Genomic DNA, 21,693 nt, shown 5'->3' with positions numbered 1-21,693 from the left:
AAATCCATGTGAGACCGGAAGTTTTCACTGACAAATGCTTATTTTGATGGCGCCGTACGCCGCAATGTCGAGCCGGTCGCACGACACCACCAAGACAGGGCCGCAGATTTCGTATCCACAGGGCGGGATTGTCACGAAAGTGGAGCTGGGCCAGCCACAAGCGCTTGCCAGTGCCCATTCACGGTTGGTCTCCCGCAGCGAACCGTTTGACACCTGAAGTGCCATGCTCTCAACGCGGCGCGGTGTCGTTGTCATGAAACCGTGGTGTTTCGTGCGATTTTTAAGGAAGCAATGCGGTTAATTTTGCGAATCAAATGCTGCTCGATTCTATTTTTGTGGTTTTTACGTTGTGATTTTTGATGTCACAATTGTTTGAATAATTTCTTAAGCTATTCCATAAAATTCGACTGTCATAAGTATCAGCTTTCGGTGCCGATGTTCGCGTTCTATGTTTGAAATGCATTGCGGGGTATGCATTAAAAAACGGCTGCGATGCGTAATCACACTTTATTGTGGAGAACGAAATGTCCGCACGAAGCACTGTTGTGAAGCTGCAAAACAACTCGGGCAGCACGTTGTTTCTGGACTCGGCATCGATCAATCTGCTGCATGGCGAATGGGTCACGTACCCGCCGGAGAAGATCCCGAATGGACAAACGGGGGAATGGGAGAGCGATTCCGACGGCTTCATGACCGGAACCGAGGGGAAGCTTCAATATCAATTTGCCGACGGTGGCGGTATCGAAAACTTGCGGATCTACTGGGACAACCCGTATTACGGCGGAAACGGATACTCGATAACCGTAAGCGCTGCCGGTTACAAAGTCGGTTACGACGGAGGCTCAGGAGACAATGCGACGGTCACTTTCTACATCAAGCAGGCCTGACTTGGTGTGATCGGCTCGCGCCCATTCCGATGGGCGCGAATGACGGCCAGGAGTCTGTATCCCAGGAGTAGGCTGACGGAGTGCGGGGGAAGCCGATGATCAGTATTAAGCGGAGCGCGCGGCCTCTGAAACTTGACGCACGAGTTGAAGGATCACGGCTTGAGAGCGGGAGATTGCATCGGAAACCGATGTCATATCCAAGGTAGATGAACTCCATTGCTACCGTCGTGCCGGAAATCATCCCATCGGTCGATAGACACCGCACGGACGAACCGCATCAGCCTCGTCCATTTGTTTTGCATTCCTTTGCTTATTCCAACTGGACCGAATCGCGGCAGTCAACCCGAAACGCTGGCGCGTATTCATCCATCGTCACGGACACGGCACAGCGCACTAGTTGTCGAGGACATCGACATCGAACCGGGCGCCCCCGAAATCCGCTTGCCGCTCGGGCGGTCCGGACACGACAAGGCCACGACGTTCACGATGCTCGCAACGCGCGAGATGATCGCCGCGCCGTGCCCTGACGCATCGATTTCCGCAACAAATCACCGCACTGACGACTGTATCGAAATGCCGGAAGGCGATCCTGCCCGATCGCGTCCACCCGCATTCCGTCGCCCCAGCGAAACGATTCTCGACAAACGGCGTCGATCCGCTCCTCCGGCTTGCAGTCGCAAGGGATGCCACCTATATATATGACTAATTGACTCGTACCACGGCACCGGTGCGGCATGCGGCGGGGTGCACCATCGAATCAGAACAACCGGTGCCGAACGGGAGCCCAACATGGACGAGGGTGTGTCAGTCGCACGGATGTGTTCCGGCATCTGGTTCTCGAACGTACTGCACGCGCTCGCGCGTCCCGGCGGCCGGCGCGTGCTGGTGCTGTTCGCGTGCTGCACCGCACTGAGCGGCCAGGGCGCGGGCTTTGCAGCGGAACCCGGCGTGACCGACGACACGATCCGCCTGGGCATGGTCAACGCGCAGTCGGGCAATTCCGCCGGCCTCGGGCGCGGGCTGTTGATCGGTGCGCAAGCCGTATTCGACGACGCGAACGCTCACGGCGGCGTGCACGGGCGGAAAATTGATCTCGTCGTCGCCGACGACCGCTACGAACCCGACCGGACGGTGGACAACACGCTGGAAATGATCGAGCGGGGCAACGTCCTCGCGCTGTTCGGCTACGTCGGCACGCCGACAACCACCGCGGTGCTGCCGATGATCCGGGACGCCGGCATCCCGCTCGTCGGTACGTTCAGCGGCGCGATGGCGCTGCGCAGGCCGGTGATTCCGGAGGTCTTCAACATCCGGGCGAGCTATGACGACGAAACGCGCGCGTTGGTCGATCATTTGATCGTGCACGACCGCGCAAAGCGTTTCGCGGTGTTCTATCAGGACGACGGCTTCGGGCTCGCGGTGCTGGCCGGCACGCAACTCGCACTGCGCCGCCATGGCCTCGACGTCGTCGCCACCGGCACGTTTCGCCGCGGCACGACGGCGGTCGACACGGGGCTCGCTGCCGTACTCGACGCGCGGCCCGACGTCGTCGTCATGGTCGGCCCGTATACGCCGGTCGCCGCATTCATTCGCGCGGCGCACCGCGAAGGCTTCGCGGCCCGTCTCGCGGCGGTGTCGTTCGTCGGCACCGACGACCTGTTGCGCCTGATCGGCGACGAAGCGAACGGCACGGTGATCTCGCAGGTCGTGCCGCTGCCGCAGAGCGAGCGCCCCGTGATCAGGGACTGTGCACGGCTGATCGCGCGGCGCTTTCCTGACGAGCACATCGGCGTGGTGCACATCGAGGGTTGTCTCGACGCGAAGGTCGCGCTGATCGGGCTGGAACGCGCGGGGCCGGCACCCAGCCGGGCGACGCTGAAGCAGGCGCTCGAGTCGATCCGGCATCTCGACCTCGGCGGGCTGGTGGCCAATCTGAGCACCGACGATCACCAGGCGCTGAACGACGTGTTCCTCACCGAAATCGAGCACGGCCGCGTCGCGCCGCTCGTCGTGCCGGCGCAATGAGCGGACGGATGGCCGCCGAGCCATCCCGATCCTGGAGGGTTGCATGGACATCAAGGCGAAGCTCGTCACCAGCACCAGCCTGATGCTGCTGGGGGCGGTGGCGATTTCGGTGACCAGCCTGCTCGCGGTGCACGGGATTGCGTCCGGCGTGCGCACGCTGACGACGGAATCGCTGCCGCTACAGATGCGCAGCAACGAACTGCAGCGCGCCTATGCGGAACTTGCGGTGGAGTTCGGTCGGCTCCAGCACGCGCAGGATGCGTCGGAGCGACAGCAGTCGTCGTCGGAGATCGAAACGCAATTGCAGCGGATTGCCGGCATCACGGCCGCCGTGCGCGCGATCGACGGGCACGGCATCGCCGAGCCGTCCACCGACCTGCGGACGATGTTCCGTTCGATGAACGAAGGGATCGACAAGCGCCTGCGCGGCGATGCGCAACTCCTCGCCGAGCGCCGGCTGATCGAAGGCCTGCAGGCGCGGGGCGCCACGCTGCTGACCGAGATCGGCAAGGAAATCGAGCGGCTGGACGACGATGCCGATGCGGCGGTGAGCGGCGCGCTCGCGGCCAACACCGCCTACAACCGGACGATTCATGCACTGGATCAGGTCCGCACGAACGTCAAGGACATCATGACGATCGCCGGCCGCGTCGACGTCGCGCCGAACCGGTACCGGCTCGCGCCGCTGCGCGAGCGCATGCAGGCGTCGCTCGACGGCGCACGCAATGCGCTCGCGATCGCGGCGCCGAACCTCGATGCCGCCACCGCACAGGGGGTGACGAGCGCGCTGGGGCGCGTGGCGGCCGACATCCTCGACGGCCAGGACGGCCTCGTCGCGCTGCGCGGCGCCATGTTCGCCGAATCCGCCGTCGCGCCCCGCTACCGCGCGAAGGAGGACAGGGTGCTGCAGTCGCTCGATGCGCTGGACGCGAAGCTCGCGGAGATCGCGGACCCGTTCGCGTTGCAGATCGTCAAGGCGCGACGGCGCCTCGACGACGCGATCGAATTCCGGCGGCGAGCCGCGCGGGTTGCATCGCTGTCGGCGGTCGTGAGCGGCGGCATCAACGCATTGGCGTTCGACCTGCGCATGATCGCGCAAAGCGACAGCGCCGACCGTCTGAAGCGCGCCGACGACGAACTGCGCAAGAGTATCGGCGCGCTGACCGCATCCGCCGGCGCGCTGCGCGATGCGCTCGCCGCGGACGGCCCGGGCAACGCGAAACGCGCGCAAGATGTCGTCGGGCTGACCACGGCGCTCGGTGGATCCGCGCGCCGCATCCTCGCCGTGAAGTCCGACATGCTGTCCAACGACGTGGCCATGCAGCGCATCGTCGCGGACGTCGACACGACGGCTAATCGCCTCGCGGCCTACACGGAGCAGGAAGCCGTGCGCGTCGATCTTCAGCAGCGCGGCATCGTATCGGACGTCTACCGGGCCGTGGCGACCGCGATCCTGATGATCGTGGGGGTATCGTTCCTGCTCGCGATCGGTGGGCTGGTGATCAGCCATCGGCTCGGCACGTCGATCTCGCGGCCGCTGTCGAACCTGACGCGCACGATGGCCCGCATTCGCAGCGGCAGCGACCTGTCGTTGCGCATGACGCACAAAGGCAGCGACGAAGTCGCCGTGCTGATCGCCGGCTTCAACATGATGCTCGACGAAATCGAGCGCCGCGACGTCGCGTTGCAGGCGGCGATCGCCACGGCCGAAGCCGCGAATTCGGCGAAATCGGAGTTTCTCGCGCGGATGAGTCACGAGATCCGCACGCCGATGAACGGCGTGCTCGGCATGACCGAACTGCTGCAGCGCACGCGGCTGACGTCGAAGCAGCGCAAGTTCGTCGACACCGTGTATCGATCGGGCCAGACGCTGCTCGTCCTCATCGACGACATTCTGGATTTCTCGAAGATCGAGGCGGGCAAGCTGACGCTGGAGCGCATCGATTTCAATCTGCATCAATTGCTCGACGATGTCGTCGCGCTGCTGGAGCCCAACGCGCAACGCAAGGCGCTTGCGCTCGAGTTCCGGCGCGGCGACACCGTTCCGGAGTGGATGCGCGGCGACCCGGTGCGGTTGCGCCAGGTGCTCACGAACCTGCTGGGCAACGCGATCAAGTTCACCGAGCACGGGCACGTCGCGCTCGGCGCATCGTATTCGGACGACGGCCGCATCGTGTTCACGATCGCCGACAGCGGCATCGGCATCGCGCCCGAGGTGGCCGCGCAGTTGTTCCGGCCGTTCCAGCAGGCCGACAACTCGATCGCGCGCAAATACGGCGGCACCGGGCTCGGTCTGGTGATTTCCCGCCAGCTGGCCGAGATGATGGGCGGCGAGCTCACGCTCGAATCGACGCCCGGCAAGGGTTCGGTGTTTACCGTGACGACCCGGTTCGAGCCGGCATCCGGCGAGGTCGGCGTAGCAGCCGATGCGCGGCCGTCGCTCGTGGGCCTGAAGGTGCTGATCGTGGACGACAGCGAGACCGATCGCAGCGTGCTGCTCGAACACGCGATCGAATGGCAGCTGTGCGTCGCCACGGCGATCGGCGGCGACGACGCACTGTCGCAGTTGCGCGCGGCGGTCGCCGACGGCGCGCCGTTCGATCTGGCGATCGTCGACGTGCGGATGCCGGGCATGGATGGCATCTCGCTCGTGCAGCACATCCGCCGCGATCCGTCGTTGCGTGCGCTCAGGATCATCACGCTGACCGCGTTCGAGATGATGGACAGCGTCCTGGTCGCGCGCGAACTCGACATCGCCGCCCGGCTGACGAAGCCGCTTCGTGGCGCCGCTCTCCACACGGCCATCGCGTCGGCGATGCACGTGATGCCGCCGCGGCTGACTTCGCCGGAACCGCTATCCGACGACGCCGGCGCCGGCCCGGGCCGGCCGCTCGATGCGATTTCGGCGCGCGTGCTGCTGGTGGAGGACAACGTCGTGAATCAGCAGATCGCGCTCGCGATGCTGGAGGACACCGCCTATCAGGTGGCGGTGGCCGACGACGGCGAGCAGGCGCTGAATCGGCTGGCCGACGACGTATTCGACGTCGTGCTGATGGACTGCCAGATGCCGCGGCTCGACGGCTTCGAGGCGACGCGGCAGTTGCGCCGTCGCGAAGCCGAAGCCGGCGCGCCGCGCATGCCGGTCATCGCGTTGACGGCCAATGCGCTCAGCGGCGACCGCGAGCGCTGTCTGGCCGCCGGCATGGACGACTATCTCGGCAAGCCGTTTCGCCGCGATGCGTTGCTGCAGATGCTCGCGCGCCATGTCGGCGGCGCGGCGTGCGCGCCGGCTACCGGAACCGATGCGGCAACGACGGGCGGCGGCGTCGAAGCGAAGCCGGAAGCGACGGGGGGCGCCGCCATCGATCCGGATGACGAAGCAAGCGTGATCGACCATAAGGCGCTCGATGCGTTGCGCGCGCTGCAGCGGCCGGGCCGCCCCGATGTCCTGACGCGGATCATCGATCAATTCACGGCGGATGCGCCGCGGCTGATCCGCGACATGCATGCGGCGGTCGAAGCGGGCGACGCCGATGCGCTGAAGCTGGCCGCTCATACGCTGAAATCGAGCAGCGCGAACGTCGGCGCGCACTTGCTGTCGGCGCGTTGCCGCGAGATCGAGCGGCTCGCGCGCGCCGCCGACGTGGACGCGGCGGTGGAACTGGTCGCCGGCACGGAAGCGGAATTCGGGCACGCGCATGCGGCGTTGATCGCGGAGCGCGTGGACGGTTGAAGGGACGCCGGCCGATCGCCATGACGATCGCGCGGCAGTACAACAGGAGGACGGTCGTGAACGACGAGCATGCCGATGTACCGACGATTCTGATCATCGACGACGATGCAATGACGCGCCTGCTGGTCGTGGAAACGCTCGAACCGGAAGGCTTTCGCGTCGAGGAAGCGACAGGTCCGCAGGCGGGCATCGATGCGTTCCTGCGTCATCGTCCGGTCGTCGTGCTGCTCGACGTCGAAATGCCCGGCGGCGACGGATTCGACTGTTGCCGGGCGCTGCGCGCGTTGCCCGAGGGCCGCCGCGTGCCGATCGTCATGCTCACGGGCAACGACGACGACGCGTCGATCGCCAGCGCGTTCGACGCCGGCGCGACCGACTTCGTGTCCAAGCCGATGCGGTGGAAACTGCTCGGCTACCGGATCCGCTATCTGTTGCGCGCGGCCGCGGCGGTCGAAAAGCTGGCGACGACCGAAGTCAGCCTCACGCATGCGCAGGCGCTCGCGCACCTCGGCAACTGGGAATACCAGGCCGGGCGGACGGACGGCTACTGGTCGCCGGAGCTGTACCGGATTCTCGGGCTCGACGCCGCCGACACGCCGCCGACGTTCGAACGCCTCGTGCAAGCCGTTCCGCCCGACGAGCAGCCGCTCCTCGTGCAGTCCTACGCGAGCCTGCGCACCGAAGGCGTCGCGTTCTCGATCGAGCATCGGCTGATCCACGCGGACGGCACCGAGCGCTACGTGCTGCATCAGGCGGAGTCCGGCCGTGATCCGAGCCACGCGATCATCCTGCGCGGCATCGTCCAGGACATCACCGAGCGCAAGATGCAGCAGGGCCGCATCGAATACCTCGCCAATCACGACGCGCTGACCGGCTTGCCGAACCGCAACCTGCTCGGCGACCGGATGGAGCAGGCGATGTCGCAGGCGCGACGCACCGGGCAACTGATCGCGGTGATGGTGCTCGACCTTGACCGCTTCAAGCACATCAACGACAGCTTCGGCCACTCGGCGGGCGACGGGCTGCTGCGGGTCGTCGCCGCGCGGCTCAAGAGTTCGGTGCGCGACGGCGACACGGTCGCGCGGCTTGGCGGCGACGAGTTCGTCGTGATGCTGGTCAACCTGTCGACGGCGTCGGACGCGGACGCGATCGCCCGCAAGATCCTGGACACCTTCGTCGCGCCGTTCGTGCTCGACGGCCACGACCTGCACGTGACGACGAGCGTCGGCGTCAGCCTTTACCCGACCGACGGCACCGACGCGGAGACGCTGCTGAAGACGGCCGATGCCGCGCTGTATTGCGCGAAGGAACACGGACGCAACTGCTATAGCTTCTATACGCGCGAACTGGGCGCGCGCGTCGAGGAGCACGCCATCCTCGAAAACGCGCTGCATCAGGCCGTGTCGAATGGCGAGCTCGAGCTGTACTACCAGCCGAAGGTCGATCTCAAGACCGGCCAGATCAGCGGCGTCGAAGCGCTGATTCGCTGGCGACGCCTGGGAATCGGCGTGATTCCGCCCGACCGCTTCATCCCGATCGCCGAAGAAACCGGGCTGATTCTGCCGATCGGAGAATGGGTGTTGCGCACCGCGTGCGCCCAGGCCGTCGCGTGGCGCCGGGAAGGGCATCCGCCGATCCGGATTGCCGTCAACCTGTCCGCGCGCCAGTTCCGGCAGCAGGACGTGGCCCACCTGGTGCGCACCGCGCTCGCGGAAACCGGTCTCGAGCCGGACTCGCTCGAACTGGAGCTGACCGAAAGTGTGCTGATGGAGGACTCCAATGCGATCGCACACACGCTGCGCGAACTGAAGGCGCTCGGCGTCGTGCTGTCGCTGGACGATTTCGGCACCGGCTATTCGAGCCTGTCCTACCTGAAGGACTTGCCGATCGACGTCGTCAAGATCGATCGTTCGTTCCTCAGCGACGTCACCACCAGCGCGGAAGGCGCGTCGTTGACGCGCTCGATCATCGCGATGGCCGAGTCGCTGCACATGGAGACGGTGGCCGAGGGCGTGGAGACGGAAGCCCAGCTGTCGTTCCTGAACCGGCATCGCTGCCATGCGATGCAGGGCTACTACTTCAGCCATCCGGTCACCGGCGACGAGATCGCCGACATGCTGTCCGCCGGCTCGGAGCTGCCCGAGCACTGCCGGCAGCGCGAACTGCTGCACCGCACGCTGCTGCTGGTGGACGACGACCGCGCGGTGCTGCAGATGCTCCGGCAGGCGCTCGGCCGCGACGGCTACGAGATTCTCGACACCACCGATCCCGACGAAGCGCTCGACCTGCTGGCCCAGCATCGCGTCGGCGTGATCGTGTCGGACTTCCGGATGCCGAGCGTGTCCGGGCTCGACCTGCTGCAGCGGGTCAAGACGCTGTACCCGGACATCGTGCGCATCCTGCTGTCCAGCTACGGCGACGGCGCGTCGATCGCCGCCACGTCCGGCAACGGGTCCGTTCAGAAGCTGCTGATCAAGCCTTGGGACGTCGCGCTGCTGCGCAAGCACATTGCCGAGTCGTTCCAGCGGTTCGAGCACACGTCGCTGAGCGGCGGGGATCTCGGGGTGGCGCGCCTCGGCATTCGCCGGTCTCCGCCGCGGTCTCTCGACGTGGCGGAACCGCGCAATCGCCCTTGACCGGAAGCCGCCGCCGCGCGTCATTGTCCGCAGTCGTGACGGCACGTGAATGGACCTGGAAAGTGCAATCGTGAATCACGCCGCGCGACGCCGATCGAGCGGCACGTCGTGCCCGGATCGATCGTCAAGAACCGATACCCAGGTAATAAGGAGGATTGCGCGGCGGTCAAAAATTGAACAAATGCGTAAATTGTTCCCGGTTCCAGAAATCGCCCATCCGAAGCAGTAAGGATTCTTAATCGGGCTCGCGATGACATCATGCGGGGCGCAGTAATTACCCCGGGCGTCGGATTCCGGATTTACTTGTGCACGGGCATTTTCATAAATACATTTCGACGCTTAATTATTTGAAAACGCCGAAAAAATTGTCTATACCCTAGACGAATCAGCTTGATCCGCATCGTGCCGATGCGGGCACGCAACAAGCGGGCGCTGGCAATGGCCGTTGCCGACGTCCGCGCGTTGCAGCGATCGAATGGATTCCGGGGGATGCGAACGGCCCGTTGCCAGGCTGTCGCATGAGTCATGAATGGGCGAACGCAGTGCGCCACCGAAGCAACACCGCGTCTTTACATTCAACGGTCGATCAACGACCCCGTCACACGGAGGTTGTCATGCTGCACTACGTCAAATCCCTGCTGCGTGATGAACGCGGCGTCAGCTCGCTCGAATACGCGGTTCTCGCCGGCATCGTGGTGGTCGCGCTGGCGGCGGTCGGGGTGATCCTGAGCAGCAACACCGGTGGCCTGCCGGCCGTGTTCACGTCGCTGATCAACAAGGTCACCGCGCTGATCTGACCTCCCTGACCCCGCGCGCCGCCGACGAATACACGGATCCGCAGCGGTACCGTATCCAGCCGGGGCGCGCCGACGGACGGCTCTCCGATGCTCCATCTCGTACAGTCGGCGGCGACGCTCGTGCTGATGTCGCTCGTGCTGCAGGACGTGCGCACGAGGCGCCTGTCGAACCGCGCGGTGTTCGCGTTCGCGATGCTGTATTTCGTCGCGGCCGCGCTCGCGCGCGAAGGGCTCGCGCAGCTCGCCGCTCACGTGGGGACCGCGGCGGCGATGCTGCTGCTGTTCGCCGGACTGCGTCACGCCGGCTGGATCGGCGGCGGCGACGTGAAGCTGGCGGCGGCCGTCTTCCTGTGGGCCGGGCCGGGCCTCGCGCTGCCGGTGCTGACGATCGTCGGCGCGAGTGGCGCGGCGTGCGGTCTCGCCGTGCTCGCGGCCGTCGCATGGCAGCGCTGGCGCATTGCGCCGGCGCGCACGATCGACACGCGCGGCGTGCCGTACGGCGTCGCGCTTTCGCTCGGCGGCGCACTGGCCGTCTGGGCGCCGTTTCCTCACGCGGTTTCGCTCACCTAGCGGGGACGCACGCCGCCATGCCCAAACCTCTGAGAATGGCCGTGCTGATCATCGCTGCCGCCGTCGGTGCGTTCGTCCTGCGTCAGCTCTATGTCGCCGCGTCGACGCCGGCGGTGTCCGGCGCGGCGAGCGACGTCAACGTGCGCGTCGCGGCGGCCGACCTGCCCGAAGGGCTGCTGCTGCGCGACAACGATCTTGCGTGGAAGCGCATCCCGAGCGCGCAGGTGCCGGCCGGCGCATTCGTCGAGTCCCAGCCGGGCGCGGAGCTCAAGGGTGCGCTGCTGCGCAACCGCGTCGACGCTGGTACGCCGATCCGCGCGGACAACGTGATTCCGGCCGGCGCGCCGGACTTTCTCGCGGCCGCGCTGCAACCGGGCATGCGCGCGATCTCGGTGCCGGTCGACGACGTGTCGGGCAACGCAGGGCTGATCCAGCCGGGCGACTTCGTCGACGTCGTGCTCACGCAGCAGATCGGGGGTTCCGCGACGACACCCGGCACGTTCGAAGCGGAGACGGTCGTGCGCCGTGCTCGCGTGCTCGCCGTCGGCTCGGAATTCCAGCGCGCGAAGGCGCCCGCGAGCGCACCCGATGCGCCGGTGCGCGCGCGCACGGTCACGCTCGAGGTCGCGCCGCGCACGGCCCAGGTCGTGCTGGTCGCGACGCGCCTCGGTTCGCTGTCGCTCGCGCTGCGCAGCTTCGCGACGAGCGACCGCCGCGATGCGGCGGGCGGCGCCGAACAGGAGCCCGATACGCCGCCGGTGTGGGCCGGCGACGTATCGCGCGCGTTCCGCGACGCGACGCGCTCGCCGTCCGCGAAAGCCGACACGGGCGCGCGGCCGGCGCCGCAGGGCAATACGGTGGTGATCTATCGCGGTTCATCGGTGGATGACGGCTCGCGTGGCGGCGGCGGTGGTGTGGGTACGCCGGGCCTTCCGCCGCTGCCATCCGGCTGGCCGGGCACGCCGGTTGCGCCCGTTGCGCCGGTTGCGCCGGCCGCGCCCGCAGCGGGCACTGCCGCCGCCGACGCGACGGCGCAGGTGCCGCGGGCGGCGGTCGCGCAGTGACGCGATGACGAGGTGTCGATTCGGAACCGGCCGCCCGGCGGCCGGCATTTGACGGGAACACGAATGGTGCGCATGGTTCGTTGGATCGCTTTCTGGTGCGTGGCCTGCGTCGTCGCGCCGGGCGTCGCGCTTGCGCAGCGCGCGCAGGCGGCGGACGCCGGCGCGGCGCTGTCGATCGCGACCGGCAAGGGCGAGATGCTGTCGCTGCCGGAACCGGCGACCGCGATGTTCGTCGCGGACCCGAGCATCGCGGACATCCAGGTGCCGTCGCCGCGCACCGTGTTCGTGTTCGGCAAGAAGGCCGGCACGACCTCGCTGATCGCGCTCGGCGCGAATCATCGGCCGATCCTGCGCCGGACCGTGATCGTGCAGGTCGATACCGCATCGTTGCAGACGGTGCTCGACAGCCGCTTCCCGCAATTGAAGCTGTCGGTGTCCGGCGCGCCCGGCTCGCTGATGGTGTCGGGCAAGGTGCCGAGCGCGGCCGACGCGGACGCCGTGATGCAGTCGCTCGCGCCTTATGTGAGCGACAAGGAAAAGATCGTCAACCGGCTCACGCTGTCGCGCCCGATCCAGGTGAACCTGCGCGTGCGCGTGACGGAAGTGAGCCGCAACATCACGCAGCAGCTCGGCATCAACTGGAGTTCGCTCGGCGCGGCAGGCAACTTCGTCGGCGGGCTGTTCAACGGACGCACGCTGTTCGATCCGACGAACAAGCTGTTCAACCTGTCGCCGAGCGGCGCGTATTCGGTGCTCGGCGGCTTCCATACGGGGCGCTGGTCGATCGACGTCGTGCTCGATGCGCTCGACCAGGAAGGGCTGATCACGATGCTCGCGGAGCCGAACCTTACCGCGATGTCCGGGCAGACCGCGAGCTTCCTCGCGGGCGGCGAGATTCCGATTCCGGTCGCGCAGGCCGGCAACACGACCGGCGCGATCACGGTCGAGTACAAGCCGTTCGGCGTGTCGCTCGACTTCACGCCGACCGTGCTCGCCGACAACCGGATCAGCCTGAAGGTGCGCCCGGAAGTGAGCGAGGTCGATACGAGCAACAGCGTGACGACTGGCAGCATCACGGTGCCGGGGCTCTCCGTGCGGCGCGTGGAGACGACGGTCGAGCTGTCGAGCGGGCAGAGCTTCGCGATTGGCGGCCTGCTGCAGAGCCAGACCGCGGATACCGTGTCGCAGGTCCCGGGGCTCGGCCGGCTGCCCATCATCGGCCGGCTGTTTTCATCGAAGAACTTCCAGGACCACAAGACCGAGGTCGTCGTGATCGTGACGCCGTACATCGTGCAGCCGACGGGGCCGGGCCAGCTCGAGCAGGCGCTCGACACCGTCGCGCGGCCGAGCAGCGACCTCGAGTTCGCGATCCAGCGCAATCTCGGGCTGGACCTGTTGTCGGGCGACACGCCGCGTCTCGTCGGCGCCGCGGGCTTCGTGTACTGAGCCAAGGAGCGCGCATGCGAGTTCGAACCCTGTTCACCGCATCGTTGCCGCTGGCGCTCGCGGCCTGCCTGTCGGCGCCGCCGCCGATCAACCTGCCCGATGTGCGCGCGATCGGCTTCGACGGCGTGCGCGCGGTGCCGCCCGACTGCGCGAAGCTGATGCAGCCGTCGCATCTCGTCGATGCAGGGTTCGGGCGGCCCGGCGTGCCGTTCGGCTGCGCGACCTACACGAATCTCGCGACGATGCTCGCGCGGCCGGAAGACCTCGTCGCGCCCGTGCCGTACGGCGGCGCCGATGCGCAAGTGGCGGCCGACGCGGTGCGCCGCTACGTCGAGGACCGCGTGAAGCAGCCCGCGCCGGGCAAGACGCAGACGACGACCGGCTCGCCCGGTCATTGACCCACTCACGATGCGATCGCGATGCCGCCCATGAACGTCCTCGACCGCCAGAACGCCAAGCGCGCCGCCTCCGCCGGAGCGGCGGATCTCCTCGCGGTCGTGTCCGATGCGGGCAGCGAGGACGTGATCCGCCGCGTCGCGCAGGATCTGTCGATCGCGCGCGCCCACGTGCACCCGGGCGACTGCGACGACGCGATCCGGTTGCTGCAGCAGCAAGAGCGCTCGCCGCGCCAATTGATCGTCGACGTGTCGGATTCGGTGCTGCCGGTGTCGGACCTGATGCGGCTCGCGGACGTGTGCGATCCGTCGGTGCGGGTCGTCGCGATCGGCACGCAGAACGACGTCGGGCTGTTCCGCAACCTGCTCGGCATCGGCGTGCAGGACTACATCGTCAAGCCGCTGACCGTCGAGCTGATGCGGCGCGCGCTGACCACGACGGAGTCGGTCGTGCAGGTGCGCACCGGCAAGATCGTGAGCTTCGTCGGCGCGCGCGGCGGCGTCGGCGCGACGACGATCGCGGTCAGCCTCGCGCGCTGCCTGGCGGGGGAGAAGCGTCGGCGCGTCGCGTACGTCGACCTGAACCTGCATGGCGGCGGCGCGAACTCGATGCTCGGGCTGTCGAGCAACAACGGGCTGATCGAATTGCTGAACATGGAGCTGCGCCCCGACGACGCGCTGTTCGACCGCATGTTCGTCACGAAGGGCGACCGCCTGCACGTGCTGTCGGCCGAACTCGCATACGGCGAAGACGCGCTGCTGCGCGACGATGCGATCGCGCAGCTCGTCGACATGCTGAAGGACCGCTTCCATTACGTGCTGTTCGACGTCGGCTACCGTGCCGGCAAGCTGTTCGAGGATGCGCTGACGGTGTCCGATCTCGTCTATATCGTCGCCGACCGGTCGGTGCACGCCGCGTACGAAGCCGCGCGGCTTGCGCGCTTCGTGAAGGAAATGCCGGGCGAGCGGCTGCTGTCGATGGTGCTGAACAATCCGCTCGAGCCGGTCAAGGGGCGCGTCGCGCAGTCGGATTTCGAGGATGCGTTCGGCGGTGTGCAATTGCGCGAGCTGCCGCACGAGGCGCAGTCGCTCGCGATCGCGGAGAACCTGGGCGAGCCGATCGAACGCTCGAAACGCCGCGGCTTCCTGGACGAGATCCGGCTGCTCGCGAACGGCATCACCGGCGAATCGATGGCCGTCGCCGAGCCGTGGTACGCGCGCTTCGTCAAATGGAGGAAGGGATCGTGACGTTCGGTACCCGCAAGCAGCCGACACCGGACCCTGCGCCGGCGGGTTCTCGCCCCGCGCCGCACGACACCGCGCCCGCGCCGGCCGTAAGCCCGGTGCCGGCGTCCATGTCCACGTCGGCGCGTGCGGCCGCGACGGCCGATACCCAGGAGGCGCTCATCCGCTCCGGCAAGTTCGACGCGATCCGCAACGCGGTGTTCGCGTCGATGAACATGTCGGCCGCGCTGATGAAGACGCGCGACGAAGTGCGGGCCGGCATCGAACAGGTGGCCGCGCACACGGTCGAGCGCGAGCGCCTGAAGATCACCACGGGCGAGCAGGTGCTGATCGTCGACGCGATCCTGAACGACATGTTCGGCGTCGGGCCGATCGAGCCGCTGCTTGCCGACGACACCGTGTCCGACATCCTCGTGAACGGCCCCGACCAGGTGTACGTCGAACGCGCGGGGCGGCTCGAGCTCACGCCGCTGAAGTTTCGCGACAACGCGCACGTGACGAGCGTCGCGCAGCGGATCGCGGCGGCGGTCGGGCGCCGCGTCGACGAGAGCAGCCCGATGGTCGATGCGCGTCTTGCCGACGGCAGCCGCGTAAACGTGGTCCTGCCGCCGATCGCGATGCGCGGCGCGTCGATCTCGATCCGCAAGTTCGCGAAGCGCGACATCACGCTCGCGCGGATGGCGCATCAGGGCAACATCTCGCACGGGATGCTGCAGGTCCTGAAGATCGCATGCGCGTGCCGGCTGAACATCGTGATCTCGGGCGGCACCGGGTCGGGCAAGACGACGCTGCTCAACGCGCTGTCGCAGCACATCGAGGAGCACGAGCGGATCGTGACGATCGAGGACGCTGCCGAGCTGCAACTGCTGCAGCCGCACGTGGTGAGCCTCGAGACGCGGCCGGAGAACACGGAAGGGCTCGGCGGCATCTCGCAGCGCGATCTCGTGCGCAACGCGCTGCGCATGCGGCCCGACCGCATCATCCTCGGCGAAATCCGCGGCGCGGAGGCATTCGACGTGCTGCAGGCGATGAACACGGGCCACGACGGCTCGATGACGACGATCCATGCGAACTCGCCGCGCGACGCGATCAGCCGGCTCGAAAGCATGGTCATGATGGCGAATGCGAACCTGCAGCTGCTGTCGATCCGGCGCCAGATCGCGAGCGCCGTGCATCTGTTCGTGCAGGTCGAGCGGATGCGCGACGGCGTGCGCCGCGTGACGCGGATCACCGAGATCGTCGGGATGGAAGGCGAAGTCGTGATCACGCAGGACCTGTTCGCGTTCCGCCAGGAAGGCGACACGACGCGCGACGCGGTGAAGGGCGTGTTCGAGGCGTCGTCGCTGCGGCCCGCCTTCGCGCCGCGCGCCGCGTACTACGGCGTCGAGGACGCGCTTAACGAGGCGTTCCGGCAATGAGGACCGCGGACCTGTTCGCGCTCGGCGCCTTCGTCGTGATCCTCGCGGTGGGGCTCGGCCTGTCGGCGTTGCTCGACCGCGCGCGCCAGACGCCGGAGCAGCGCATTCGCGCGCGGATGCAGCGCATTGCGCCATCGCTGACGGGCCGGGCCGCCGGTGCGGCAGCCGGGGCCGGTGTCGCGCTGTTCAACCTGCCGCGCCGGCAGACCCGCGTGCGGGCATGGGTGCAGCGCTACGTGACGCGCGTGCGCGCGGTCGGCGGCGAGCGCGGGCTGCGGATCGTCGTCGCGAGCACGATCGCCGGCGCGGTCGCGGGGATCGTCGTGGTGAAGCTCGTGGCGCTGCCGCGCGTGGTGCATCCGGCGATTTACGTCGGGCTGCCGCTGATCGCGATGCGCGCGAGCTATCGCGCGCTGGTCGAGCGCTTCCGGCTGCGCTTTCTGGAGGCGTTCCCAGACGCGATCGACCTGATCGTGCGGGCGGTGCGCGCGGGCATTCCCGTCACGCAGGCGATCAGCACGGTCGGCGACAGCGCCGCCGAGCCGGTGCGCTCGACCTTCCGCACGATGGGCGACAGCCTGCGCGTCGGCGCGGATCTGAAGGACGTGCTGACGCACGCGGCGGACCGGCTGATGATCGCGGATTTCTCGTTCTTCACCGTCTACCTGCTGCTGCAGCGCGAGACCGGCGGCAGCCTCGGCGAGACGCTCGACGAGTTGTCGAGCATCATCCGCACGCGCCGCGACATCCGCCTGAAGACACGCGCGCTGACCGCCGAGGGGCGGATCACGACGAAGATCATCTCGGCGGTGCCGTTCGTGATGATCGGCGCGCTGTTCCTCGTGAACCGCGCATACGTGATGCTGCTGTTCGATACGCATGCCGGACGCGTGATGCTGACGATCGCCGCGACGCTGCTGACGATCGGACTGGTGACGATTCGCAAGATCTCGAAACTGGATACTGCACGATGACGATGTCGATGGTGGCCGCCCGCGGCCTCGAACTGTTGCTGCTGCTCGCGTGCGTCGCGGCGGCGCTCGCGACGCCGGGCGGCGGCACGCGCCGGCGCATCGCCGTGCGCGTGCAGCAGGCCGCCGGACAGCGGTCGCCCGAGCTGGGAACGGGGCGCCTGCAGCCGGGCGACGTGCGTCGTGACCTGACGCGGCGGCTCGCGCAGCTCGGCGAGCGGCTGCCCGTGCTCGATCCGATGCAGCGCGCGAAGCTCGCGCTGCAGCTGGCGCGCGCGGGCTTTCGGGAACGGCGCGCGGTGTCGTCGATGATCGGCATCAAGCTCAGTTGCGGCGTGCTGTTCGCCGGCGTCGCGATGGTGTTCAGCCCGTATATTCCGCGCTTCGGCGAATACTTCGTGATCCGCGCGGTGGCGATGGTCGCCGCGTTCGTGGTCGGCGTGATCGTGCCGGAATACGTGCTCGGCGCGATGATCCGGCGGCGCCGGCGGATCATCGCCGCATGCTTTCCGGATGCGCTCGACCTGCTCGTGATCTGCACGATGGCCGGCAACAGCCTCGCATCGGGCGTGCGGCGCGTCGCGCGCGAACTCAGGCGCATCTGCCCGCCGCTCGCCGACGAGCTGACGGTGTGCGCGGACGAGCTGACGCTGAGCGGCAACGTGTCCGAAGCGCTCACGCATTTCGCGATCCGCGTCGACTTCGCGTCGGCGCGCTCGCTGGCCACGACGCTCACGCAATCGCAGCGGTTCGGCACGCCGATCACGCAGGCGCTGCGAACGCTGTCGCGCAGCGAGCGCACCGAGCAGATCGTCGCGCTCGAGGAGCAGGCCGCGAAGCTCGCGCCGAAGATCACGCTGCCGATGATGCTGTTCATCCTGCCGACGGTCGGCCTGATCGCGGCAGGCCCGGCGGCCATCCGTTTGCTCGAGGTGTTCAAATGACAGGCCCCGCGCTCCGTGCGTTCGCCTTCGCAGCCGTGCTGCCGCTGCTCGCCGGCGGCTGCGCGCCGGGTATCCAGACGCGGCCGGCGCTGTCGCACAAGAGCGACGACCCGCAGGCCGAATTGCGCATCGCCGACAGCGCGCTGGCCGGCGGCAACGTCGATCTCGCGTCGACGCTGTACGCGAAGGTGCTGGCGCGGCATCCCGATTCGCTCGCCGCGCAACTGGGGCTTGCCGACGTGAACTATCGCGCAGGCGATCTGGAGCGCGCGCGTATTCTGTACGAGCAGGCGCGGCAGCTTGCGCCGGCCGAACTCGGGCCGCAGGTCGGGCTCGCGCGCGTCGCGTTGCGACAGCGTCGACTCGACGAGGCCGCGCGCCGCTATCGCGACTTGCTCGCCGCGCAGCCAAACCTGCCGCTCGCGGCGCAGGGGCTCGGCACGGTGCTCGATCTTCAGGGCCGCCACGAGGACGCTCAGAACGTGTACCGGGACGCGCTGAGCGCGCATCCGGACGCGCAGGGGCTGCGGGTCGACCTCGGGCTGTCGCTCGTGCTGAGCAATCGTCCGCGCGAAGGCGTGAACGTGCTGCTCGACGTGGCCGGGCTGCCCGATGCGCCGTGGCAGGCGCGCCAGAACCTCGCGTTCGCGTACGGCGTGCTCGGCAACACCGATTCGGCGAAGAAGCTGCTGTCTGCGGACCTGCCCGCGTCGGCGGTGGCCGACAATCTGCGCGTGTACCAGGCGGTGCGTACGCAGCTCGCGGCGCGTCCGGTCGGCGATGCGTCGCGGCCGTCGAAGGGCGCCGCGCTCGAGCCGCGCGCCGTGCCGCCCGCCGCGGGGGCCGTAAAATGACACGCGGGGCGACGGGCGCCCGCCACGCGCGCGGCGTCGTATCCCTCGAATTCGTATTGATGCTGCCGTTCCTGTTGATGGTGCTGATCGGCATCATCGACACGAGCCTGCTGCTGTGCGACAAGGCCGTGATCACGAACGCGAGCCGCGAAGCCGCGCGGGCCGGCGTCGTGCTGCGCGTGCCGATGCTGACCCCGACGCAGATCGCCAACGTCGCGCTGAGCTATACGCAGAACAGCCTGATCACCGGCGGCACGCCGACGACGCCGACCGTGACCGTGACGCAGGCGAACGGCACGACGGCGGGCACCGCGCTGACGGTCACGGTGACCTACACGTATGCGGGGCTGGTGCTCGGTTCGGCGTTCAGCGCGCTGACGGGCCCCGTGACGATCTCGGCTACCTCGGTGATGCTCTATGAATGACGCGGCCGGCACGCGATGCATCGGCGCCGCGCGCGAACGCGGTTCCGTCGCGCTGTTCTTCCTGATGTTCCTGATCCCGCTGCTGTCGTTCGGCGCGCTGGCGATCGACATCGCGTGGATCGCCACGGTGCGCAACCAGTTGCAGAATGCGGCGGACGCGGCCGCGCTCGCCGCGGCCGACGCGATGATGTCGCCGACGGGCGGGCCGCTGAACTGGTCGCAGGCCGCGCCGGCGGCGAACGGCGTGATCGCGCTGAATTCGGCGGCGGGCGCGCGGCTCGCGAGCGGCACCGTGACGACCGGCTACTGGAACGTGACGCGCACGCCCGGATCGATGCAGCCGACCACGATCACGCCCGGCCCGTACGACGTGCCGGCGGTGCAGGTGACCGTGTCGCGCGCGCCGGGCATCAATGGCGGCTCGATTCCACTGCTGCTCGGCGGGTTGCTCGGCATCCCCGGCGCATCCGGCGGCGCGACCGCGATCGCGGTGCTCGCCGCGCCGGGCGGCGTCGCGGCGGGCGGGCTCTTTCCGATCGCGATCGACCAGTGCGTGTACAACCAGTACTGGAACGCGCAGACCAACCAGCCGCTGATCAATCCGCTCACGGGTCTGCCGTACCAGTTTTCGATCACGAACGGCCAGACGTATGGCGCGCTGTGCATGGGCGGTCAGTGGACGTCGTTCCAGTCGACCGCGACCGACACGACGACGATGGGCGGCCTGATGGTGACCGGCAACCCGACGACGCTCAATATCGGCGACAGCATCTATCTCGCGACCGGCGTGAAGGCGACGCTCTACACGTCGGTGCCGGTCGGCGCGACGGTCGTGCTGCCGGTCGTCACGCAGACGTCGAGCAGCACCTACGTGCCGATCGTCGCATTTGCCGCGTTCCACATCGACGTGTCGCTCGGCGGCGCATACAAGTACATCCAGGGGCACTTCGTCGCCGGTGTGAAGATGACCGGCGTCGCGACGGGCGTCGGGCCGTACTACGGCGTGTACGTGCCGCCGCGGCTTGCGTTGTGACTGTTGCGAGCGTCGTGGCGGGCGCGGCGCAGCAGCACCAGCAGCGCGAAGAGCGTCACGGCCGGGCCGATCTGCGGCAGTTGCAGCCACGGGTTCAGGTATTCGACGATCGGCAGCGCCCACATCAGCGCGATCGCGGCCTGTTCGCCGCGCAGCCAGCCGTCGCGCCAGCCGATCGACAGCATGCACGCGATCGCGATGGCAAGCCACGCGAGTTCGTAGTGCCACACGTACGGGTTCGCCACGAGCGTCGCGACCGTCAGTACGGCCGCACGCACGCGGGTGTCGCGCGACTGCATCCATACGACGCAAGCGGCGTAGATCGCGATCGCGGCGATGCACGCATGCGCGGCGTACGCGGCGCCGAGCGGCACGTCCGCGAGACGAAACGCCGCGAACGGCGTGGGCGACGCGAGCCAGAACCCGACGCCATGCTCGAGGACGATCGAGCGGGCGATGCCGGCGCTGGCGACGAACAGGCGCGGCGACTCGACGCCGCAGACGAGCACGCTCGACGCGGCGAACGCGCCGGTCGCGAGCGCGGCCCACATGATCGTGCGCCATGCGCGCGCGGCGACCAGCACGAACGGGAACAGCAGCGCCAGTTGCGGCTTGACCGACAGCAGCGCGATGCACAGGCCGGCATATATCGGCCGCCGATCGGCCCAGTAAACGGCCAGCGCCGCGCACGAGGCGGTCAGGAACGTGTTCTGCCCGAGCGTCGCGGTGACGAACACGCATGGCGCGGCAACCAGCGCGAATGCGCCGGCGCGCGATGCGCCGGGCATCGCGCGGAGGCCGGATACGCACCACGCGGCGAGGCCGAGCATGAGCACGCCGAACGCGACGAACAGCGGATAAGCAAGCGCGAACGGCAGCAGCGCCAGCGGCGTCACGAGCAGCAGATAGGTGGGCGGGTACAGCCACGGTGCGAAGACGTCGCGGGGAAGGTTCGGAAACAGCCCGGTCGCCAGCCGCGAGAATGCGGAAAAATCGTATGCGTGCGAGGGCGTGCCGTGCAGCATCACGTACGACGCGGACCAGAACACCGAGAAGTCGGCGCCCGGGCGCGGCGTGACGCCGCCGCTGCCGGACGCGTGACGAACGACCGCGATCCAGATCGCAATGAACAGCGCGTACGACACCAGCATCAGCGCGCTGTACAGGACGACGCGTCGCGACGTGAGCCACGCGACGACGGGCCGCGCCGTCGGGCGTGTCGATTGCCGGAGGATGTCCAATTGACGTGG

The 21,693-nt window shown here is 67.9% G+C and carries 17 protein-coding genes; 16 read left to right on the top strand and 1 reads right to left on the bottom strand.

What is annotated here, in order from left to right:
* Nucleotides 1-524: 524 nt before the first annotated feature.
* From LGM42_RS14710 to LGM42_RS14635, 16 genes are all read left to right on the top strand, one after another.
* On the top strand, nucleotides 525-887 hold the full coding sequence (locus LGM42_RS14710) for an aegerolysin family protein (RefSeq protein ID WP_059574313.1): 363 nt from the start codon (nucleotides 525-527) through the stop codon (nucleotides 885-887).
* Between the two features lie 789 nt (nucleotides 888-1,676).
* Nucleotides 1,677-2,912: an ABC transporter substrate-binding protein gene (locus tag LGM42_RS14705; RefSeq protein WP_226232563.1), complete on the top strand. Its 1,236-nt coding sequence runs from the start codon at nucleotides 1,677-1,679 to the stop codon at nucleotides 2,910-2,912.
* 43 nt (nucleotides 2,913-2,955) lie between these two features.
* Nucleotides 2,956-6,645: a response regulator gene (locus LGM42_RS14700; protein ID WP_226232562.1), complete on the top strand. Its 3,690-nt coding sequence runs from the start codon at nucleotides 2,956-2,958 to the stop codon at nucleotides 6,643-6,645.
* Nucleotides 6,646-6,701: 56 nt separating this feature from the next.
* On the top strand, nucleotides 6,702-9,281 hold the full coding sequence (locus LGM42_RS14695) for an EAL domain-containing protein (protein WP_226232561.1): 2,580 nt from the start codon (nucleotides 6,702-6,704) through the stop codon (nucleotides 9,279-9,281).
* A gap of 614 nt (nucleotides 9,282-9,895) precedes the next feature.
* Nucleotides 9,896-10,078, top strand: a complete 183-nt coding sequence (locus LGM42_RS14690) for a Flp family type IVb pilin (protein ID WP_050013708.1) — start codon at nucleotides 9,896-9,898, stop codon at nucleotides 10,076-10,078.
* Nucleotides 10,079-10,165: 87 nt separating this feature from the next.
* Nucleotides 10,166-10,648 carry a prepilin peptidase gene (locus tag LGM42_RS14685; RefSeq protein WP_226232560.1) on the top strand — a complete coding sequence of 161 codons (483 nt, stop codon included), beginning with the start codon at nucleotides 10,166-10,168 and terminating at the stop codon, nucleotides 10,646-10,648.
* Nucleotides 10,649-10,665: 17 nt separating this feature from the next.
* Nucleotides 10,666-11,712 (top strand): Flp pilus assembly protein CpaB, encoded by a 1,047-nt coding sequence (gene cpaB, locus LGM42_RS14680; RefSeq protein ID WP_226232559.1) that lies wholly within the window; start codon nucleotides 10,666-10,668, stop codon nucleotides 11,710-11,712.
* A gap of 63 nt (nucleotides 11,713-11,775) precedes the next feature.
* Entirely contained in the window at nucleotides 11,776-13,158 is a 1,383-nt protein-coding gene (locus tag LGM42_RS14675) for a type II and III secretion system protein family protein (protein ID WP_226232558.1), read from the top strand.
* A 14-nt stretch (nucleotides 13,159-13,172) separates the two neighbouring features.
* A complete protein-coding gene (locus tag LGM42_RS14670) occupies nucleotides 13,173-13,556 on the top strand; it encodes a CpaD family pilus assembly lipoprotein (RefSeq protein WP_226232557.1) in 384 nt (127 codons plus the stop codon).
* A 21-nt stretch (nucleotides 13,557-13,577) separates the two neighbouring features.
* A complete protein-coding gene (locus tag LGM42_RS14665) occupies nucleotides 13,578-14,801 on the top strand; it encodes an AAA family ATPase (protein ID WP_226232556.1) in 1,224 nt (407 codons plus the stop codon).
* Nucleotides 14,798-16,216 (top strand): CpaF family protein, encoded by a 1,419-nt coding sequence (locus tag LGM42_RS14660; protein WP_060011740.1) that lies wholly within the window; start codon nucleotides 14,798-14,800, stop codon nucleotides 16,214-16,216. The genes LGM42_RS14665 and LGM42_RS14660 overlap by 4 nt, the downstream gene beginning before the upstream one ends.
* Nucleotides 16,213-17,190 carry a type II secretion system F family protein gene (locus LGM42_RS14655; protein WP_226232555.1) on the top strand — a complete coding sequence of 326 codons (978 nt, stop codon included), beginning with the start codon at nucleotides 16,213-16,215 and terminating at the stop codon, nucleotides 17,188-17,190. The genes LGM42_RS14660 and LGM42_RS14655 overlap by 4 nt, the downstream gene beginning before the upstream one ends.
* Entirely contained in the window at nucleotides 17,187-18,131 is a 945-nt protein-coding gene (locus LGM42_RS14650) for a type II secretion system F family protein (protein ID WP_226232554.1), read from the top strand. Before LGM42_RS14655 ends, LGM42_RS14650 begins: the two co-directional genes overlap by 4 nt.
* Nucleotides 18,128-18,985, top strand: a complete 858-nt coding sequence (locus tag LGM42_RS14645; protein WP_226232553.1) for a tetratricopeptide repeat protein — start codon at nucleotides 18,128-18,130, stop codon at nucleotides 18,983-18,985. The genes LGM42_RS14650 and LGM42_RS14645 overlap by 4 nt, the downstream gene beginning before the upstream one ends.
* The gene (locus LGM42_RS14640) at nucleotides 18,982-19,410 is read left to right on the top strand and encodes a TadE/TadG family type IV pilus assembly protein (protein WP_059573836.1); all 429 of its coding nucleotides are present in this window, start codon (nucleotides 18,982-18,984) and stop codon (nucleotides 19,408-19,410) included. The genes LGM42_RS14645 and LGM42_RS14640 overlap by 4 nt, the downstream gene beginning before the upstream one ends.
* The gene (locus LGM42_RS14635) at nucleotides 19,403-20,443 is read left to right on the top strand and encodes a TadG family pilus assembly protein (protein ID WP_226232552.1); all 1,041 of its coding nucleotides are present in this window, start codon (nucleotides 19,403-19,405) and stop codon (nucleotides 20,441-20,443) included. Before LGM42_RS14640 ends, LGM42_RS14635 begins: the two co-directional genes overlap by 8 nt.
* On the opposite strand, the gene LGM42_RS14630 is transcribed toward LGM42_RS14635, so the two are convergent.
* On the bottom strand, nucleotides 20,407-21,684 hold the full coding sequence (locus tag LGM42_RS14630) for a glycosyltransferase family 87 protein (RefSeq protein ID WP_413227414.1): 1,278 nt from the start codon (nucleotides 21,682-21,684) through the stop codon (nucleotides 20,407-20,409). The genes LGM42_RS14635 and LGM42_RS14630 overlap by 37 nt on opposite strands.
* Between the last annotated feature and the right edge of the window lie 9 nt (nucleotides 21,685-21,693).

The sequence above is a fragment of the Burkholderia sp. AU39826 genome, assembly GCF_020419965.1.
GTDB lineage: Bacteria > Pseudomonadota > Gammaproteobacteria > Burkholderiales > Burkholderiaceae > Burkholderia > Burkholderia semiarida.
The sequence above is the reverse complement of the archived record's forward strand: the minus strand, read 5'-3'. Positions and strand labels throughout refer to the sequence as shown.

Coding starts and splice junctions, on each gene's coding strand:
- LGM42_RS14710 (WP_059574313.1), top strand. CDS start 525: ATGTCCGCACGAAGCACTGTTGTGAAGCTGCAAAACAACTCGGGCAGC.
- LGM42_RS14705 (WP_226232563.1), top strand. CDS start 1,677: ATGGACGAGGGTGTGTCAGTCGCACGGATGTGTTCCGGCATCTGGTTC.
- LGM42_RS14700 (WP_226232562.1), top strand. CDS start 2,956: ATGGACATCAAGGCGAAGCTCGTCACCAGCACCAGCCTGATGCTGCTG.
- LGM42_RS14690 (WP_050013708.1), top strand. CDS start 9,896: ATGCTGCACTACGTCAAATCCCTGCTGCGTGATGAACGCGGCGTCAGC.
- LGM42_RS14685 (WP_226232560.1), top strand. CDS start 10,166: ATGCTCCATCTCGTACAGTCGGCGGCGACGCTCGTGCTGATGTCGCTC.
- cpaB (WP_226232559.1), top strand. CDS start 10,666: ATGCCCAAACCTCTGAGAATGGCCGTGCTGATCATCGCTGCCGCCGTC.
- LGM42_RS14675 (WP_226232558.1), top strand. CDS start 11,776: ATGGTGCGCATGGTTCGTTGGATCGCTTTCTGGTGCGTGGCCTGCGTC.
- LGM42_RS14670 (WP_226232557.1), top strand. CDS start 13,173: ATGCGAGTTCGAACCCTGTTCACCGCATCGTTGCCGCTGGCGCTCGCG.
- LGM42_RS14665 (WP_226232556.1), top strand. CDS start 13,578: ATGCCGCCCATGAACGTCCTCGACCGCCAGAACGCCAAGCGCGCCGCC.
- LGM42_RS14655 (WP_226232555.1), top strand. CDS start 16,213: ATGAGGACCGCGGACCTGTTCGCGCTCGGCGCCTTCGTCGTGATCCTC.
- LGM42_RS14650 (WP_226232554.1), top strand. CDS start 17,187: ATGACGATGTCGATGGTGGCCGCCCGCGGCCTCGAACTGTTGCTGCTG.
- LGM42_RS14645 (WP_226232553.1), top strand. CDS start 18,128: ATGACAGGCCCCGCGCTCCGTGCGTTCGCCTTCGCAGCCGTGCTGCCG.
- LGM42_RS14640 (WP_059573836.1), top strand. CDS start 18,982: ATGACACGCGGGGCGACGGGCGCCCGCCACGCGCGCGGCGTCGTATCC.
- LGM42_RS14635 (WP_226232552.1), top strand. CDS start 19,403: ATGAATGACGCGGCCGGCACGCGATGCATCGGCGCCGCGCGCGAACGC.